The following is an 18,071-nucleotide window of genomic DNA, read 5'->3' on the forward strand; positions in this document are numbered from 1 at the left end:
CCGTGACCCGCTCTCTGTGACCGTGCGGCCGGCGGCTACTTGCAGCCGGGCAGACCCGAACGGTACACGTCGCCGTCACCCAGTCGTGCCTCCGGCGAGAGCAGCACGTCGGCCTCGAGCTGGCGTGCCGCCTTGGCCGGCACCGAGTCCCCACCGAAGCGACGGTCGGCGGGCCGCTGGTACAGGGCCGCACCCCCGGTCATCGCCTCCGCGAGGCGGCGCTTACCGGCGACGGCGCGGGCCTGAGCCTGCTCCACGTAGGCCTCCCGGCGCTCCGCCGGGATCGCCTCGACGAACGCCTGCGGGTGGACCACCGCGATCAGCCCCGACACGTGACCGAACCCGAGGCTGGTCAGCAGACCGGCCTTGAGCGCGTACCGCTCGCCGAAACGCAGCGGGGTGCGCGGCCACACCAGGTGCTCGAACTCGGCCATCTTGTCGTCGACGCAGTCCAGGCTGCGGTTCGGCGGGACGACGCCCTGGCTGAGGACCTGGCACAGGCCGATCAGCTGGAACGCCGCCGCGCCGCCCTTGGCGTGACCGGTCAGCGACTTCTGCGACACCACGAACATCGGCGCGCCCTCGCTGCGGCCCAGCGATCCGGCCAGACGCTCGTGCAGCTCCGCCTCGTTCGGGTCGTTGGCCGCCGTGGAGGTGTCGTGCTTGGAGATCACCGCGATGTCGTCGGCGGTGACACCGAGCTTGCGCAGCTCCCGCGCCAGGCCCGACTCGAGCCCGCCGCGACCGGCGCCGAGGGCACCGATGCCCGGAGCCGGGATCGAGGTGTGCACGCCGTCGGCGAAGGACCCGGCCCACGCGACCACACCGAGGACGGGCAGGCCCATCTCCAGCGCCAGGTCGCCGCGGGCGAGCAGGACCGTGCCGCCACCGGCGGACTCGACGAAACCGCCGCGCCGGCGATCGTTGGCCCGGGAGAACCGGCGATCGCTGATGCCCTTGGCCGTCATGTCGTCCGACTTCGCGGTGGCCGACATGTCACCGAACCCGACGATGCCCTCGATGCCGAGGTCGTCGAAGCCGCCGGCGACGACCAGCTGCGCCTTGCCCAGCTTGATCTTGTCGACGCCCTCCTCGACCGACACCGCGGCCGTCGCGCACGCCGCCACCGGATGCACCATCGCGCCGTAGCCACCGACGTACGACTGCACCACGTGCGCGGCGATGACGTTCGGCAGGGCCTCCTGCAGGATGTCGTTCGCGCGGGACTCGCCGAGCAGCGTGTCGATGTACAGCGACCGCATCGAGGTCATGCCGCCCATGCCGGTGCCCTGGGTGTTCGCCACGTACGAGGGGTGCACCCAGCGCATCAGCTCCGACGGGGTGAAACCGCTGGAGAGGAACGCGTCGACCGTGGTCACGATGTTCCACAGGCCCACCCGGTCCACGGACTCGGCCATGTCGGCGGGGATGCCCCACTTGGTGACGTCGAACCCGGTCGGGATCTGGCCGCCGACCGTGCGGGTCAGGTTCATCTTGCGGGGCACCCGGATCTCGGTGCCGGCCTTGCGGGTGACGGTCCAGTCACCGCTGTCCGGAACCGAGTGCGCGACGGTGTTCTCCGGGTCGGCGTCGACGAACGCGCGGGCCTCGGCCTCGGAACCCACCACGAACGACAGGTCCTTGTCCAGGAACACCGAGGTCAGCAGCGGCGCCGCGTTGTCGACCATCGCGCCGTCGTCGGCGTAGCGGCGGATGCCGCAGCGCTCGACCACCGCGTCGTGGTACCGGTCGGCGATCTCCGCCTCGGGCACCAGCTCGCCGGTCTCCGCGTCGTACCAGCCCGGCTTGGGATCGTTCTCCCACGCCACCAGGCCGGTGGCCCACGCCAGCTCGAGCACACCGGCGGCCGACAGCTCCTCGTCGACCTCCATCTCGAAGCGGGTACGGGCCGACCCGTAGGGGCCGAGCTCGCCGGCGCCGACGATGACCACCAGATCGGCGGGGTCGACGTCGAGCGTGTTCCACTCCGGTGCCGGCAGCGTCGCGTCCAGGCGCGGCGGTGCGGGCAGCGCCGCGATCGTCGCGTGCTCGGGCTCCGCCGCGGCGTCCTTCGCGGCCTCGGCCTCCTCCTGCGCCTGCTTGGCCAGGGCCGGCAGGTCGATGTCGGCCTCCGACAGACCCCCGGTCAGGTCCGCCACCAGCGGCTCGACCGCGGCGGCCTCCTTGGAGCCGGCGGTGACGAGCTTCAGCAGCTCGACGGCCATCTCGTCGGTCGACCAGGTCCGCACACCGGCGGCCTCGGCGGCCTCCACCAGCGGATCGTTGCCGCCCATCAGGCCCGTGCCGCGCACCCACCCGATGAGGGCGTGGGCGAGGGTGACCCGCTCGGCCCAGATGCGCTCGGCGTGCCAGCGGTTGACGATCGCGTCGAGCGCGGCCTTCGCCTCGCCGTAGGCGCCGTCGCCGCCGAACTTGCCGCGGTTCGGCGAACCCGGCAGCACGACGTGCAGGTGGGTGTCCACGTCACGGTCGGAGCCGATGTCGGCCAGGCCCGCGATCAGGCGCTCCACCGACCACAGCAGGACCCGCATCTCCATCTCGGCGCGGGCACCGGCGTCGGTCATCGACCCGGACACGCGCGGCGCGGCGAACGGGAACAGCAGCGTCGGGGTCAGGGCCTCCTTGATCAGCTTCTTGGCGCCGCCCGCGGTCTCCACGGTTTCGGTGCCGAGCCACGTCACCAGGGCGTCGACGTCGGCGTAGGACGCCATGTTGGCCGGGACCACCCACAGCGCCGCACCGGAGCGTGCGTTGCGCGCATACAGCTCCTTGTAGAAGCCGAGGCGGCTGTCGTTCAGGCTCGACGTGGTGACCACGACCGTGGCGCCGCCGGCGAGCAGCTTCGCCGCGACCGCGGCCGCGATCCCGCCCTTGCTGGCGCCGGTGACCACGGCGACCTCGCCCGCGTACTCGGCGTCGCCGGTCTGCCGGGCGGCCGTCGCGACGGCGTCGAAGACCTGCGCGAGCTCCGTGCGGCCGGCCTCGGTGGCCTTGCCCGCCCAGAACGCGGCGTGCGCGGCGACCGTGGCACCCGCACCGGCGAACCGCTCCGCGCCGATCTCGGCACCGAGCCAGATGCGAGCCAGGTCCTCGCGGGCCGTCGCCCACCGGTCGTCGATCAGCACGGCCTTGCGGGCGTCGAACGCCGGTGCGACCAGCCGCGGCCAGTCGGAGCCGAGCTCCGCCGAGACCAGGTCGACCAGCTCGGTGTCCGCCTTGTCCGCGAGGTCCGAGGCCGCGTCGGCCAGGCCCAGCTCGGACAGGATCAGTCGGGCGGTCTTGGCGAGCACACCGTTCGAGCCGGTGATGCCCTCGGCGAACTCGCCGAGCGCGGCAGCGTCGACGGTGGCACCGCCACCGCCACCGGCGGACGGCATCGACACCGCGACACCGCGGCGGCCGGCGACCGACTGCACGGCCGCGTCGATCAGCTTGTCGACGGCGGCACCGTCGGACAGCGCGCCGTCGGAGAGGCCGCCGAGCGCACCGCCGCGGACGGACGAACCGTCCCGGCTGCCCAGCGCGACCTCCGCGGTCACGTGCGACGCCCAGCCCTCGCCGAGACCCCACACCTTGGTGACCCGGTCGGCGACGTAGGCGGGACGCTTGCCCGACGGGCCGAACACCTTGCGCAGGTGGTCGTTGATCGAGTCCGACAGCACCGGACCGAAGGGCCGGTAGGTGCGGGCCAGGCGATCGACCGTGCCGGCGAGCGCGCCCATGTCGGCGTCGGCCGCACCGTCGATGGCACCGAGCGACAGCTCCGAGCCGAGGTCGACGAGCAGCTGGTTGCGCCGCGAGGACACGCCGTCGCACAGCGCCTCGATCGTGTCGGCGGGACCGATCTGATCCGGGCGCAGCTTCGTCCACAGGGCGATGAGCACCTTCGTGGCGTCGGCGGCCTTGAACGCGATGTCGTCCGGACGCGGACCACCCGCGGGAGCTGCGGGCGCGGCGGCCGGAGCGGCGGCCGCGGCCGGAGCGGCAGCGGAAGCGTCGGCCGAGGCCGGCTCGTCGTCCTCCACCGGCGCCGGATCGACGTCCGTGGAGTACACGATCGAGGCCTCGCGCTCGATGTTGAGCACCTCGACCGGCTGCCCGAAGCGGCCCGGCAGCTTCAGCGTCTGCGACGCCAGGTTCGCCACCGTGGGGGCGGCGCCGAGGCCGACCTCGACGAACCGCTCGACACCCAGGCCACCGTCGGCCTCGTCGGCGAACAGCAGATCCTGCGTCTCGATCCAGCGGACCGGGGACGCGAACTGCCACGCGAGGAGCTCGGCGAGCACCACGCGGCACAGCTTCGAGGGGTCGGCCGCCCAGGTGTCGAAGTCCGCGAGGACCTCAGCCAGCGGCTCCGACGGCACCAGGTCCGCGATCTCCTGGACGAACTCCCGGCCCAGGTTGAACGGCTTGGGCACCAGGTTCGGGATGTAGCGGCCGATGAGGATGTCGGGATCGATCTGCTCGGGCAGCAGGTTCAGCAGGCGCTCCCGGAAGTCGTCCACGCCGCCGCGCAGGACGGTCGAGTGGAACGGCACGTCGATGCCCGGGACCAGGATGAACGCACGCTTGCCCCCGAACTCGGCGACCTTGCGCTCGATCACGGACTCGAGGGCCTCGAGACCGGCGACCGTACCGGCAATCGCGTACTGCGAGCCGCGCAGGTTCAGGTTGACGATCTGCAGGAACTCCCCGGTCTCCTCGGCGACCCCGGCGACGAACGCCTCGAGATCGGCGTCGGCGACACCGAACTGCGACGGCCGGATCGCGGCCATGCGGTAGTTCGAACGGCCCTGCTCGTCGCGCGGCACGAGGGCGTGCATCGCCGACCCGCGGCTGAAGACCACCTCGAGCACCGCCTCGAGCGGCAGCACCCCGGCGACCGCGGCGAGCGCGTTGTACTCGCCCACCGAGTGGCCGGCCAGGAGCGCACCCTCGACGAAGGCGCCGGCCTCACGCAGTTCCGCGATCTGGGCGACACCCAGGGTCGCCATCGCGACCTGCGTGAACTGGGTCAGGTGCAGCACGCCGTCCGGGTGCTTGTGGGTGACGCCGCGGGCCTTGAGGACGGTCGGGTTGTCGCGCACCACGGCAAGGATGGAGAAGCCCAGGGCCTTGCGGGTGTGCTTGTCGGCGCGATCCCAGATCTCCCGGGCGGCCTTCGAGCGGGCGCGGGCGTCCAGGCCCATGCCGGGCCGCTGGATGCCCTGGCCGGGGAACGCGTACACCGTGCGCGGGGCGGCGGTGCGGCCGGTGGCGACCATCACCAGGTCCCCGTCCACGCGGCAGCTCACCTCGACGATCTCGGCGCCACGGTCGGTCGCGATGCGGTCGACGCGCACGTCGATCTGCGCACCCGGACGCACCATGCCGAGGAACCGGGCGGTCCACGCCGTCAGGCGGCGGGCCGGCAGCTTGGCGTCGGCCTCGAGGGCGGTGACGACCTGCTGGGCGGCGGCGGACAGCCACATGCCGTGCACGATCGGGGTGCCCAGGCCGGCCAGGAGGGCGGCGTTGTCCGAGGTGTGGATCGGGTTGTGGTCGCCCGACACCCGCGCGAAGGCGCTCATGTCGATCGGGGCGACGATCACGGCGTCGCGGCGGCGGCGACGCGGGGTCTCCACCGCGTCCTCGCTCACGGCACCGCCGGCACGGACCGGATCGGCCAGCTCGGCCTTGCCGGTGCGGCCACGGATCGCGAACCGCTCGATCAGGGTGGCGACCGTGGTGTCACCCGAGCCGTTGCCGTTGTCGGCGGTGATCTCGACGTGCACCTCGACGACCCGGCCGAGGTCGGTGTCGGCCACGTCCCGTGCCTCGGCCTTGACGCCCAGGATCGACGGATCGGTCGGCAGACCGTCCTTCACGTCGACGGCGTGGTCGAGATGGACCAGGTCGAGCATGCCCTCGATCACCGACAGGCTGTCGTCGGTCTGCGCGGCGCCGAGCGCGGCGAACACCGCCGGCCAGCACGCGCCGACCAGGACGTCGGGCACACCGTGGCCGCTCGGGGTCAGGTTCAGCGGCAGTCCCGAACCGGTGACACCGGCGTGGTCGGCGATCTTCTCCGGCAGCCAGCCGAGGGTGATGCGGGCCGCGCCCTTCTTCACCGCGGGCAGCTCCTGCCCCGCGGCGACACCGAGCAGCGCCGACATCGACGCCGACGCGTCGTCCGCGGTGACGACCGGGGCGCCACCGGTGTGCACGGTGGCGGGCACCGTGAGGCGGATCTCGACGGTCTTGTCGCTGGCGAGCGGCACCGTCAGGCCCACGTGCTCGGCGTCGAGAACGCTCAGCGTGGCGCCCGTCGCGCCGTGCACGGCGGCGGTGTCGGACTCGACGGACCACTCGTCCAGGTCACCGAGGCGGTGCACCGGGTTGACGGTCTGCCGGCCGGCCCAGTTGACGTCCGGAGCCGACAGCACGGCGTCGAGCAGGCCGGCCGCGAGGTCCTGGTGGCGGCGGGCCGCGATCTGCACCGGCTCGATGCCGGCCGCGATCAGCTCGTCGACCGCGGCCTTCTCGAAGCGGTCGAGCAGCTCACCGACGGGCTCGTCGGCGCGGGTGATGCCCGCGACGGCGACGGTGCCCGGGATGATGCAGACCTGATCGGCGCTGTAGCGCGGATCGTGGGCCTGCCACAGGGAGTCGGACCGCCACCAGCGACGCACGTCCTGGTCGACGACCGGGACGAAGTTCACCGGCTTGCCCGGGGTGCGGCACAGCGAGACGAAGAACGGAACGTCGGCCGGGTGCAGGACCACCGAGTCGGCGTCCGGGAACTGCTCGGTCAGCGCGGCCAGCGCCGCGTACGGCCGGTCGAGGGCCGCGTCGTCGGCGAACAGCGTCGGGATCGGGCCACGGTCGGCCGGGTGCAGGCGGGACTCGGCGCGCTGCAGCATCTCGTGGAAGCGCTCACGCCAGGTGACGTCGATCCACGGGTTCTCGGCCGCGTCGGCCACCTCCTGCGAGCCGACGGCCAGCTCCAGGTAGCGGGCGAGCCACTGCCCGTAGGTCATCTCGGCGACGTCGCCGAAGTACGGCTTCGCGGTGACGTCGAGCGCGGCGATGATCTCGTCGCGGCGCGCGGCCACGGCCTCGGCGTCGCCCGCGACCTCGTCGAGCAGGCGGCCCGTGCGGGACGCGGCGTTGTCGATCTCGTGGATGTCCGCGCCCAGCTGGCTACGGCCGGAGGCCATGCCGCCGGAGGCGGTGCCGGCGCCGACCCAGTCGGGGGTGCCGGGGGTCTCGACGAGCATCCGCTTGACCTCGGGCGACGTGGTCGCCTCGAGCGTCGCCATCGCCGCGGTGCCGACGAGGATGCCGTCGAGCGGCATCGCCGGGAAGCCGTGGGCGGTGGACCAGCGGCCGGTCAGGTAGTCGGCGGCCCGCTCGGGGGTGCCGATGCCACCACCGACGCACAGCACCAGGTTGGAGCGGGTGCGCAGCTCGGCGTAGGTGGCGAGCAGCAGATCGTCGAGGTCCTCCCACGAGTGGTGGCCACCGGCGCGGCCGCCCTCGATGTGGACGATGACCGGGTAGTTCGGCACCTCGTTCGCGATGCGGATCACCGAGCGGATCTGCGCCACGGTGCCCGGCTTGAAGGCGACGTAGCTGATGCCGGCCTCGGTCAACTCCTCGATGATCGAGACGGCTTCCTCGAGCTCGGGGATGCCGGCGGTGACGACCACGCCGTCGAACGGCGCGCCCGCGGCGCGGGCCCGCGGCACCAGCCGCTTGCCACCCACGTGCAGCTTCCACAGGTACGGGTCGAGGAACATCGAGTTGAACTGCACGGCGCGGCCCGGCTCGAGCAGCCCCTTCAGTTCCTCGACGTGGTCGGCGAAGATCTGCTCGGTGACCTGGCCGCCGCCGGCGAGCTCGGCCCAGTGGCCGGCGTTGGCTGCCGCGGCGACGATCTTCGGATCGACGGTGGTCGGCGTCATGCCGGCCAGCAGGATCGGGGAGCGGCCGGTCAGGCGCGTGAACGCCGTCTCGACGCCCTGGCGGCCGTCGGGCAGGGTGACCGGCTTCGGCGCGAACGCGGACCACGGCTGCGGCACCTCGGGCTCCGCGCCCGGGGTCAGCAGGTTGCGCTGACCGCCGCGGGTGGCGGCCGCGATGATGCCCACACCCTGGCCACGCAGGCCCGAGCTGGTCATACGGGTCAGCAGCTCACCGGGACCCATGTCCAGGATCCACGAGGCGCCGGCCGCGACGGCGTCGTCGACGAGGGCGACCCAGTCGACCGGGTCGACGAGCACTTCCTGCGCCAGCGAGCGGGCGAGGTCCGCGTCCAGGCCGCAGCGGGCGGCCCAGTCGGCGACCTGCTCGACCGCGTCGGCGAGAGCGGGGTGGTGGAAACCGATCTCGGCGGAGACCGGCTCGAAGGTCGGGGCGAACACGGCACCGCCGCGCTTCTTCGCCTCACGCTCGCGGGTCTCCGCGGCGGAGATCTCCTCGCAGCGCTGCTGCACGCGAGCCAGGGCGGCCGGCGGGCCGGACAGCACGACGCGGCGGCGGGCGTTGCGGATGGCGACGACCGCGGAGCGCTGCGGGTCCTGGTCGGCGAAGACCTCGGCGACGACGGCGCGCAGGCGCTCGGGGTCGACGTTCGCGACCGCGAGCATCGGGAAGCGCTCGGCGCCGGCGATGATGCCGCGGCGACGGCCGACGAGGGTGGCGGCGGCACCGATGAGCTGGGCGATCGCGAGGATCTGCCCGTCCTTGGCGCCGGCGGCCTCGGTGGCCGCGACGGCCAGCACGCCCTGCGAGTGGCCGATCACGGCGGCCGGGGCCTGGGCGGTCACGTCGAGGCCCTGGTTCGCCAGCGCGCGCAGCGCGGCCACCTGGGTCAGGAACACGCCGGGCAGCGAGACCGCGGCGGAAGTCAGCGTGGACTCGGAGGGGCCGGAGACGGGCGTCTCGTCCTCGTCGGCGACCTCCTGCTCGAGCATCCAGGCGATGGGGTCGAAGCCGCTCGGGCGCACGACGACGAGGTCGTGTGCGACGGGCGCGAGCAGCGCGGTGGCCTCGTTGACCAGTTCGGTCAGGACCGGCTCGAGCCCGTTGTCGCGGCTGAGTTCTTCGAGGGAGCTGAGCCAGGGAGCGCCCTGACCACCGAAGGCGAGTGCGTAGGGCTCCCCGGCGAGGAGCTTGTCGACCAGCGCGCCCTTACGGGAAGCGGGGGCGTTGCCCCGGTCACTGGCGCGTCGTGATGCCTTCGAGTTCCGTCCGTTGTCGGCTGGTGTGGTCTCGTCGATCGTCACGCGTGTAGTTCCTCTCCTGAACACCGCAAGGGCGTGGTCTCGTGGCCGCCCGCGCCGCCGTTGGCGTTCTGATGGGCTCTGATCTGCTCGTTCGGGCTACCCAAGAGTGACACAAAATCATGAGGGGTTCCTCATGTTTTGTTCCGCGCGGGTTACCTCCCCCGAAGGGGCACGTGAGATCACTCACAGGAGGTCGGAGAAGTGACCGGTTGGTAGGGAGAGTCCGCGCAGGCTGCGCGGCTACATGGACGTCCATCAACCTGAGGAATCCCTCAGGTTTATCGTTACACAATCGTTACCATCTTGACTGACCGCGAAACGCGTGCATGAGGGCACTTTCGGCAATTTGTCGGCGCCGTCCGATACAGTCCCGCGCATCGAACATACATTCGATCCAGGGGGGATGATGGGACGGTCGACGAAGTACACACGGGAAGTCCTCGAGGATGCGGTCCGAAACTCGACGAGCGTTGCGGGGGTCATGCGCTACTTGGGCCTGGTGCCGAGCGGGGGTTCGCACCATCACCTCAGTCGCCGGATCAAACGGCTGGGCATCGACACGTCGCACTTCACCGGATCGGCGCACACCAAGGGCAGTCATGCCCTGAACCGTCTCGCATGGAGGGAGGTGCTTGTCTGCAAACCGACCGGCGCTCCCCGACAGAGACCGAATCTGCTTCGCCGCGCCCTCATCGAGTCCGGTCGTCCCTACAAGTGCGAGGGGTGTGGCATCGGCACTGAATGGTGCGACTACCCGATAACGCTCCATGTCGACCACATCGATGGGAATCCGAATGATTCCCGTCCGGAGAACATCCGCTTCCTGTGCCCCAACTGCCACAGCCAAACCCCGACCTGGGCCGCGAGAAAACGCTTTGGCGCCCGATAGGTCGAGCGAGGAAGGACGGATGTAGTCGCGTATGGTGACGCTGGTAAGCGCGAGTGGCGGAACAGGCAGACGCGCGGCGCTTAGAACGCCGTGTCTTCGGACGTGGGGGTTCAAGTCCCCCCTCGCGCACCACGTGACCTCGCCCACGGCCCCCGACCGCTCTTGGCAGGTCGAGGGGCCGCTCGGGTACTTTTGATGACGTGTCCGAGAACCGTCCGCCGCGTCGCCTTGCCCTCGTCGTACTGGTGGCGGTCGCCGCGGCCGGCTGTCTCGGTCTGGGTTTCTGGCAATGGACACGGTTCGAGGCCGTGGGCGGCACGTTCCAGAACCTCGGCTACGCCCTGCAGTGGCCCGCCTTCGCCTTCTTCTGCGTCTACGCCTACCGCCGGTTCGTGAAACTCGAGACCGAGGACGCCGAGAGCCAGGCCACGGGTGCACCGCGCGCGTCGGAACCGAAGGAACCCACCGAGATCCCCGAGGATCTCCTCCCCCAGCGGCCCCGCACTGGGCTCGATCCGAACGCGGCCGTCGATCCGGACGACCCGGAGGCTCGGCAGATGCTGGAGTACAACGATTACCTCGCGCAGCTTGCGCGCAGGTCCGATAGGAGCGCTCAGTGAGCACGACCCCCGAGCAGGCACCCGACCAGACGAGCGGTTCGACCGCGCCGCAGTCCCGTCCGGAGGCCGACCGGAAGAAGATTGCCTCGGCCCTGACGCGGTACCGCGCGCTCGCCTGGATCACCGGCGTGTGGCTGCTCGTGCTCACCGGCGAGATGGTCGCGAAGTACATCCTGAAGGTCGAGAACGTCCCCGGCTGGATCGCCGTGGTCCACGGCTGGGTCTACGCGGTGTATCTGGTGCTCACGCTCGACCTGGCGATCAAGGTGCGCTGGCCCGCGGGCCGCACGATCGGCACCCTCCTCGCCGGCACGATCCCGTTCCTGTCGTTCTTCGTCGAGCACCAGCGCACGAAGCAGGTCAAGGCCGACTTCGGCGTCTGACCGGCCGGCCGATCGGCGCGCGAAACAGCAAGCCGCCCACGCGATTGCGTGGGCGGCTTCTTGTTTCGCGTGGGAGCGCAGGCTTCGCGCCGCGGCGGCGGGCGTCAGCGGGCGAGCGCTGCGAGATCGGGCACCAATCGTGCCAGTGCGCGCCCGCGGTGCGACGAGGCGTCCTTCTCCTCGGCGCTGAGCTCGGCGGCGGTGCGCTCCTCCCCCTCGGGCCGGAACACCGGGTCGTAGCCGAAACCGTTGGCGCCGCGCGGGCTGTGGACGATGGCGCCGCGCCACTCACCGCGCACGACGTGCACCGCGATCTCGCCGTCGTCACCGGGAACGGCGAGGGCACAGGCAGAGACGAATGCCGCGCCGCGGCGCTCGTCGGGAACGTCCTGCAGCTGCCCGAGCAGCAGTTCGGTGTTGGCGTGGTCGTTGCCGTGCCGCCCCGACCACCGGGCGGAGAGCACCCCGGGCATCGCATTGAGGGCATCGACCTCGAGTCCGGAATCATCTGCGACGCACGGCATTCCGGTCGCCGCCGCGCCGTCGCGCGCCTTGGCGGCCGCGTTCTCCTCGAACGTCGCGCCGGTCTCGGGCGCCTCGTCGTAGGGCGGCACGGCGTCGAGTCCGACGAGGTCGATCCCCTCGATCCCGGCGGCGTCGAGGACGCGCCGCAGTTCGCGCAACTTCTTCGCGTTCCGGCTCGCCACGAGCACCTGCACCCTGTCAGACACCGAACTTCTTCCTGGTCCGCTCGGGGGTCACGGGCTGCGGCAGCGTGCCCGGGTAGGGGGCGTCGAGCGCCTGCTTCTGGATCTCGCACAGTTCGGCGATGCCGGCGAGCGCGGAGTCGAGCATCTTGTCGAGGGTGGACCGGGCGAACGTCGCACCTTCGCCGGTCCCCTGGACCTCGACGAGGGTGCCGGTGTCGGTGGCGATGACGTTCATGTCGACCTCGGCGCGCACGTCCTCCTCGTAGGGCAGGTCGAGGCGGACGCGGCCGTCGACGACTCCGACGCTCACGGCCGCGATGGCGCACGAGATCGGCTGCGGGTCGGTGAGCCGGCCCGCCGCGCTCAGCCACGCGACGGCGTCGACGAGGGCCACGTAGGCGCCGGTGATGGCGGCGGTGCGGGTGCCGCCGTCGGCCTGCAGGACGTCGCAGTCGATGGCGATGGTGTTCTCGCCGATGGCGGCGAGGTCGATGCAGGCGCGCAGGGCGCGGCCGACAAGGCGGCTGATCTCCTGGGTGCGGCCGCCGAGCTTGCCCTTGACGGATTCGCGTCCGCTGCGGGTGTGGGTGGCGGCGGGGAGCATCGCGTATTCGGCGGTGAGCCAGCCGAGACCGGAGCCCTTGCGCCAGCGCGGCACGCCCTCTTCGACGCTGGCGGTGCACATGACGCGGGTCTGGCCGAATTCAACGAGCACCGAGCCCGCGGGGTGGTTGGTGAATCCTCGGGTGATCCGGATGGGGCGGAGTTCGTCGTCCGCTCTGCCGTCTTCTCGTGTGGTCACCCGGACGAGCCTATTAGATGGGGTAGACGTCCCCGGCGGACACCGCGTGGACGGGCCCGGAGTACTGCTCCTTGGCTTCGGCGATGACGTCCTCGCGCGAGGTCCACGGCGGGATGTGGGTGAGCAGCAACTCGCCCACCTCGGCGCGAGCGGCGAGCATGCCGGCCTCGGCGCCGGAGAGGTGGATGCCGTCGGGGCGGTCGTCGGGTGCGTGGGTCCACGAGGCCTCGGACAGCAGGACGTCGGCGCCGCGCGCGAGCTCGACGACCTCGTCGCACATGCCGGTGTCGCCGGTGTAGACAACGGTGCGCCCGGAGTCGCTGGTGATGCGGAATCCGTAGGCCTCGGGCGGGTGGTTGACCCGGCCGGGGTGGATGGTGAGCGCGCCGAAGCGGAAGGCTTCGCCGTCGGCGAGGGGGCGCACGTCGAGGGTGTCGCTGACGTCGTCCATCTCGCCGGCGATCTCGGCGGAGGCGGCGCCGATGCGCACGCTGGTGTCCGAGGGGCCGTAGACGAGGGTCCGTCCGGTGGGGCGGTTCGGGGAATAGCGCCGCCAGACGAGCAGGCCGGGGATGTCGAGGCAGTGGTCGGCGTGCAGGTGCGAGAGCAGCAGCGAGACCTCGCCGGGGTCGGCGTAGCGCTGGAGGGCCCCGAGGACGCCGGGACCGAAGTCGATCACCAGGGGCGGGGTGCCCGGGGCGGTGATCAGGTAGCCCGACGCGGCGGAATCCGGCCCGGCCACGCTGCCGGAACACCCCAGGACGGTCATGCGCATGGGGGTCATGCTGCCACGTCCCTGTGGCTGCGACGAAGCCAACGCAGGTTTTGATCGAGAGATGTCACAGTTGCGGCGACGCTGTGAGCCTACCGATCGGTCAGTTGTTGCGCGGGGGTGCGTCTCACCCGAACGAGGAGGTGGGCACGGCCGGCGGGCGGCGGCGACGCTCGTCGGCGGAGAGCAGCCAGGCGGCCAGGACGCCGCCCCCGGCGCCGAAGAGGTGCCCCTGCCAGGAGACGCGCGGATCGCTGGGCAGCACGCCCCACAGGATGCTGCCGTAGACGAACAGCACGATCACCCCGATGACGATCTGGCTCGACTGCCGGGTGAAGATGCCGCGTGTGATCAGGTAGGTGAGCCACCCGAAGACGAGGATCGACGCGCCGATGTGCACGAAGCCGGACCCGGCGGTGAGCCAGGTGCCGAGCCCGCCGACCACCCAGATGATCGCGGTGGCGGCCAGACCGCGGCCGATGCCGGAGACGAGCACGAGGAAGCCGAGCACGAGCAGCGGAATGGTGTTGGCGCTCAGGTGCGCCCAGTCGGCGTGGAGCACGGGTGCGAACGCCACGCCCCACAGCCCGTCGGCGGTTCTCGGTTCGATACCGGCGGAGTCGAGGTCGGCGGGCGCGGCGGCGTCGACGGCTTCGACGCCGTAGAGCAGGGCGACGAATCCGGCGATCAGGAGCGCCGCGCGCTGCCAGACGGGCCGGGGCCCGGGACGGGAACCGTCGGGTACGGTCATGCGCTCGCCCTTCGCGTGTGTCCTGTGCTGTGTTCCTGGCTTTCGAGCCTACCGACGTGCGCACCGCTCGACACGTGCGCGGCGACGGTCGGGCTTCGCCGTGAAAGCCCTGTCGACCGGCGGCCCGGTGGCTACTGTGAGAGGCACCGTCGGACCCGGGAGGCAGTCGTGCCGAGAAACGTCGGAGATCGCTACGCCTGCGAGAAGTGCGGCGCGCAGATCGTCTACGAGAAGCCGTGCCCCTGCACCGAGGGGATGCCGCATTCGGAGATCTGCTGCGGCGACCAGATGAAGCGCGTGTCGGAGGGCACGTCGGGCTGAGCCCTCAGCGCGGCCCTCAGCGCGACGTGGGAATCCCGGCCGTGAAGGCGGAGGGGAACACGTCACGATAGGCGGGGATACCCGCGACCGCGGTGGCCTGCAGCACCGCGTCGACGACGGCGCGCTGGACGACCTCGGCGGCCGCCTCGCACACGGCGGCCAGCACGGGCAGTTCGGGCGCGAAGGCCTCCGGGATCGGTCGGCTCGCGCCGGGGGGCGTCGCGGTGCCGGTGGCCAGGGCGAAGAGTGTGTCGCCGTCGAGGGGCGAGTGGGCGGGGCGGACGGCCCGGGCGAGGCCGTCGTGCCCGGCGACGGCGACACGGCGGCAGGCCGCGGCGGTCAGGTCGGCGTCGGTGGCGACGACGCCGATGGTGGTGTTGAGGGCGGTGCCCTTGGATGCGAGGGCGTTGGCGGCGGCGAGGTCGGTTGCGGTGGGCGCGACGAGCCCGAGCCGGGCGGCCCGGGCGGGGCCGAGGCCCCAGGGCAGGCCGGTCTCGGGGTCGAACACGGCTCCGACGGGGTTGGCGACGACGAGGGCTGCGACGGTGACGCCGGCGGCGGGGCCCTCGGTCAGGAACAGGCTCGCGGTGCCGATGCCGCCCTTGAGGGTGCCGGCGCGTGCGCCGACTCCGGCGCCGACGGTGCCACGGGCGACGGTCGTGCCGGCGGCCGCGGCGGCCCGGTATCCGCTGTCGGCGGTGGGCCGGGCGGTCCACTCCCCCACGGGCAGGTCGAAGACGACCGCGCCCGGCACGATGGGCACCACGGCCCCCGGCGGCCCCATCGGAATGCCGCGGCCCTGTTCCTCGAGCCACCGCATCACGCCGTCGGCGGCGGCGAGCCCGTAGGCGCTGCCTCCGGTGAGGAGCACCGCGTCGACGCGCTGGACGGAGTGGCTGGGGTCGAGCAGGTCGGTTTCGCGGGTGCCGGGCCCGCCGCCGCGGACGTCGACGGCGGCGGTGACGGCACGGTCGGGCACGACGACGGTGCATCCGGTGGCCCGCCCGGTGCCGAAGGCGTGGTCGGAGCCGAGGGTGACGTCGGCGTCGAGGGCCTGCCAGTGCCCCACGCGCAGGCCGGCGACGTCGGTGAGCGAGTCGGTGGGTCCGGGCGTGGCCGTCACGGCAGCAGCGCCTGGACGAGGGAGTCCTGCATCCAGGTCAGCCAGTGGTAGACGTCGAGGTGCGGGGCCCGCGGGTCGTCTTCGTCGAGTGTCTCGGGGGTGTCGTCGTCGATGCCGAGGGTGGTGCCGAGGGCCAGCCGGAGGTCGTTGAGCCCGTACAGCCAGGCATCGGCCTGTTCCGGGCTGAGCACCACCTTGCCGCCGGATTCGGGGACGGTGCGCAGGATGACGGCTCCGGCGGCGAGCTTGGCGTCGATGATGTCGGGTTCGTGCAGGCTGCGCAGGGCACCGTTGAGGTCGGCGGATTCGTCGTCGGGATGGACGGTGGCGTCGGCGTCGGGCCGGTGGAAGTCGGGCAGCAGCCGTTGCAGGGCGGGGACGTCCGGCGGGGTGCAGTTGCCGGTGCGCAGGCCGGTGAGGGCGGCGAGGTCGTCCTGCGGGGCGCCGGCGGCGCGTTCCTCGAGCATGCCGAGTACGGATGCGACGAGCGAGCGCAGCACCGACGCCTCGTGTGCGTCCATCTCGGATCGCAGCTTCACGCCTCCGAGCGAGTTCTTCCTGCTCCACTGCCGCACGTCGGTCGGCTCCTCCTGGCTTCGCGGTCGGGATGGTCGGCGAGCGGGCGGCCGATCACTCGGCCCGCTGCATCGTCGCCCACAGCCCGGCGGCGTGCAGGCGTTGCACGTCGTGTTCCATCTTGTCACGCGAGCCGCTCGAGACGACCGCCTTGCCTTCGTTGTGCACCTTGAGCATCAGCTCGGTGGCCTTGGCCTTGCTGTACCCGAACAGCTTCTGGAATATGTACGCGACGTAGTGCATGAGGTTGACCGGGTCGTCCCACACGACGGTGACCCAGGGCCGGTCGACTGCTTCGATCTCCTCGACGGTTTCGGCTTCCGCCGGCATTGCCTGCCCTGCCGCCATGGTGACGGCGGGAAACGAGGCCACGGTGACTGCGTCGGACGGCTCCGGGGGGGCGGTGCCGAACGGGCTTGTCGGGGAACACGTCGCCATGTCTCCAGGGTACGGCGTCGGCGCCCGGCAATACAGCCGCATCCCGGCCCGCGCTCTACAGTGATCGGGTGCCCGATTCCCTTCTGCCGCGCACCGCGACGGCGAGCACCGCCCTGTTCACGGACGTCTACGAGCTGACGATGCTCGAGGCCGCGCTCGCGGACGGCACCGGTTCCCGCCCTTGCACGTTCGAGGTGTTCGCGAGGCGTCTGCCGCCCGGGCGCCGGTACGGCGTGGTCGGTGGGACCGGCCGGCTGATCGATGCGCTGGAGACGTTCCACTTCGGCGAGGAGGAACTGGCCGTGGCGGGACGGTTCCTCGACGCCTCGACCGTGGAGTGGCTGCGCGGCTACCGGTTCTCCGGCGACATCGAGGGCTACCGGGAGGGCGATTTCTACTTCCCCGGTTCGCCGGTGCTGGCGGTGCGCGGCACGTTCGCCGAGTGTGTCCTGCTCGAGACCCTGATTTTGTCGATCCTCAACCACGACAGCGCGGTGGCGTCGGCGGCGGCGCGGATGGTCAGCGCCGCGGACGGCCGCACGCTGATCGAGATGGGGTCGCGCCGGACCCACGAGGAGGCGGCGGTCGCGTGTGCGCGGGCGGCATACCTCTCGGGCTTCGACGCGACGTCGAATCTCGAGGCGGTGCGCCGGTACGGGGTGCCGGGCACGGGTACCGCGGCGCACGCGTTCACGCTCGTGCACACCACCGGGGCGGGCCGCGACGAGGCGGCGGCGTTCCGGAGCCAGGTCGAGACGCTCGGGGTGGGGACCACGCTGCTGGTGGACACGTACGACATCACCAACGGGGTGCGCACGGCCGTCGAGGTGGCCGGCACCGGACTCGGGGCCGTGCGGATCGACTCGGGCGATCTCGGCGTGCTGGCCCGGCAGGTGCGGGAGCAGCTCGACGGCTTGGGGGCGACGAACACGAAGATCGTGTTGTCGGGTGACCTGGACGAGTACTCGATCGCAGGTCTGCGCGCCGAGCCGGTCGACGTGTACGGCGTCGGGACGTCGCTGGTCACCGGCTCGGGCGCGCCCACGGCCGGGATGGTCTACAAGCTGGTCGAGGTCGACGGCATCCCGGTGGAGAAGCGCAGCGCGCACAAGGAGTCCCGGGGCGGCGCCAAGCGGGCCGTGCGGTTCGCCCGCCCGACCGGCACGCTGGTGGAAGAGGTGATCTACCCGGCGGACGCGCCCGTACCGGGGGGCGACGGCGAGGTGGTGCACGAGCTGATGGTTCCGCTGGTCTGCAACGGCGAGCGGGTCGGCGACGGGCCTACGCTGGAGGAGAGCCGGGCATTGCTCGCGCACGGGCTGATCAGTCTCCCGTGGGAGGCCCTGACCCTGTCGGCGGGCGAGGCCGCGGTGCCGACCCGATTCGTGAGGTGAGG

At 71.9% G+C, this 18,071-nt stretch carries 13 protein-coding genes and 1 tRNA gene; 6 read left to right on the forward strand and 8 right to left on the reverse strand.

The window, feature by feature from the left end; translation table 11 throughout:
- Positions 1-35 precede the first annotated feature (35 nt).
- A complete protein-coding gene (locus OCS65_RS18565; RefSeq protein ID WP_231771711.1) occupies positions 36-9,290 on the reverse strand; it encodes a type I polyketide synthase in 9,255 nt (3,084 codons plus the stop codon).
- Positions 9,291-9,696: 406 nt separating this feature from the next.
- On the opposite strand from OCS65_RS18565, the gene OCS65_RS18570 reads away from it, so the two are divergent.
- The 4 genes from OCS65_RS18570 (at position 9,697) to OCS65_RS18585 (ending at position 11,182) form a co-directional block, all read left to right on the forward strand.
- A complete protein-coding gene (locus OCS65_RS18570) occupies positions 9,697-10,179 on the forward strand; it encodes an HNH endonuclease signature motif containing protein (protein WP_080688517.1) in 483 nt (160 codons plus the stop codon).
- A 47-nt stretch (positions 10,180-10,226) separates the two neighbouring features.
- A tRNA-Leu gene (locus OCS65_RS18575) sits at positions 10,227-10,311 on the forward strand.
- 68 nt (positions 10,312-10,379) lie between these two features.
- Positions 10,380-10,799 carry a hypothetical protein gene (locus OCS65_RS18580; RefSeq protein ID WP_006937553.1) on the forward strand — a complete coding sequence of 140 codons (420 nt, stop codon included), beginning with the start codon at positions 10,380-10,382 and terminating at the stop codon, positions 10,797-10,799.
- Complete coding sequence (locus OCS65_RS18585) at positions 10,796-11,182, forward strand: DUF3817 domain-containing protein (RefSeq protein ID WP_029542990.1); 387 nt, start codon at positions 10,796-10,798, stop codon at positions 11,180-11,182. The genes OCS65_RS18580 and OCS65_RS18585 overlap by 4 nt, the downstream gene beginning before the upstream one ends.
- Before the next feature lie 104 nt (positions 11,183-11,286).
- Here OCS65_RS18585 and rdgB read toward each other — a convergent pair whose 3' ends face one another.
- From rdgB to OCS65_RS18605, 4 genes are all read right to left on the reverse strand, one after another.
- A complete protein-coding gene (gene rdgB, locus OCS65_RS18590; RefSeq protein WP_231772922.1) occupies positions 11,287-11,895 on the reverse strand; it encodes an RdgB/HAM1 family non-canonical purine NTP pyrophosphatase in 609 nt (202 codons plus the stop codon).
- Positions 11,896-11,905: 10 nt separating this feature from the next.
- Positions 11,906-12,694, reverse strand: coding sequence for a ribonuclease PH (gene rph / locus OCS65_RS18595; RefSeq protein WP_006937538.1), 789 nt, complete (start codon positions 12,692-12,694; stop codon positions 11,906-11,908).
- A 13-nt stretch (positions 12,695-12,707) separates the two neighbouring features.
- Positions 12,708-13,469: a cyclic nucleotide-degrading phosphodiesterase gene (locus OCS65_RS18600; RefSeq protein ID WP_043799009.1), complete on the reverse strand. Its 762-nt coding sequence runs from the start codon at positions 13,467-13,469 to the stop codon at positions 12,708-12,710.
- Positions 13,470-13,593: 124 nt separating this feature from the next.
- Positions 13,594-14,217, reverse strand: coding sequence for a rhomboid family intramembrane serine protease (locus OCS65_RS18605; protein WP_231771712.1), 624 nt, complete (start codon positions 14,215-14,217; stop codon positions 13,594-13,596).
- 168 nt (positions 14,218-14,385) lie between these two features.
- Here OCS65_RS18605 and OCS65_RS18610 point away from each other — a divergent pair, with 168 nt between their 5' ends.
- On the forward strand, positions 14,386-14,538 hold the full coding sequence (locus OCS65_RS18610; protein ID WP_006937532.1) for a hypothetical protein: 153 nt from the start codon (positions 14,386-14,388) through the stop codon (positions 14,536-14,538).
- A 16-nt stretch (positions 14,539-14,554) separates the two neighbouring features.
- Here OCS65_RS18610 and OCS65_RS18615 read toward each other — a convergent pair whose 3' ends face one another.
- From OCS65_RS18615 to clpS, 3 genes are read right to left on the reverse strand one after another with little or no spacing between them, the layout of a single operon-like run.
- Positions 14,555-15,661, reverse strand: a complete 1,107-nt coding sequence (locus OCS65_RS18615) for a P1 family peptidase (protein WP_185712665.1) — start codon at positions 15,659-15,661, stop codon at positions 14,555-14,557.
- On the reverse strand, positions 15,658-16,236 hold the full coding sequence (gene aosR, locus OCS65_RS18620) for an oxidative stress transcriptional regulator AosR (RefSeq protein ID WP_006937528.1): 579 nt from the start codon (positions 16,234-16,236) through the stop codon (positions 15,658-15,660). Before aosR ends, OCS65_RS18615 begins: the two co-directional genes overlap by 4 nt.
- 55 nt (positions 16,237-16,291) lie before the next feature.
- Positions 16,292-16,675, reverse strand: a complete 384-nt coding sequence (gene clpS, locus OCS65_RS18625; protein ID WP_029542980.1) for an ATP-dependent Clp protease adapter ClpS — start codon at positions 16,673-16,675, stop codon at positions 16,292-16,294.
- 68 nt (positions 16,676-16,743) lie between these two features.
- On the opposite strand from clpS, the gene OCS65_RS18630 reads away from it, so the two are divergent.
- Positions 16,744-18,069 (forward strand): nicotinate phosphoribosyltransferase, encoded by a 1,326-nt coding sequence (locus tag OCS65_RS18630; protein ID WP_050035022.1) that lies wholly within the window; start codon positions 16,744-16,746, stop codon positions 18,067-18,069.
- Positions 18,070-18,071 lie beyond the last annotated feature (2 nt).

It is taken from the genome of Rhodococcus aetherivorans (assembly GCF_025722975.1).
Lineage (GTDB): Bacteria > Actinomycetota > Actinomycetes > Mycobacteriales > Mycobacteriaceae > Rhodococcus > Rhodococcus aetherivorans.

What these genes read in the sequence shown, in the direction of transcription:
- clpS (WP_029542980.1), bottom strand. Translation starts at nt 16,675, where the DNA reads ATGGCGACGTGTTCCCCGACAAGCCCGTTCGGCACCGCCCCCCCGGAG.
- OCS65_RS18600 (WP_043799009.1), bottom strand. Translation starts at nt 13,469, where the DNA reads ATGCGCATGACCGTCCTGGGGTGTTCCGGCAGCGTGGCCGGGCCGGAT.
- OCS65_RS18570 (WP_080688517.1), top strand. Translation starts at nt 9,697, where the DNA reads ATGGGACGGTCGACGAAGTACACACGGGAAGTCCTCGAGGATGCGGTC.
- OCS65_RS18605 (WP_231771712.1), bottom strand. Translation starts at nt 14,217, where the DNA reads ATGACCGTACCCGACGGTTCCCGTCCCGGGCCCCGGCCCGTCTGGCAG.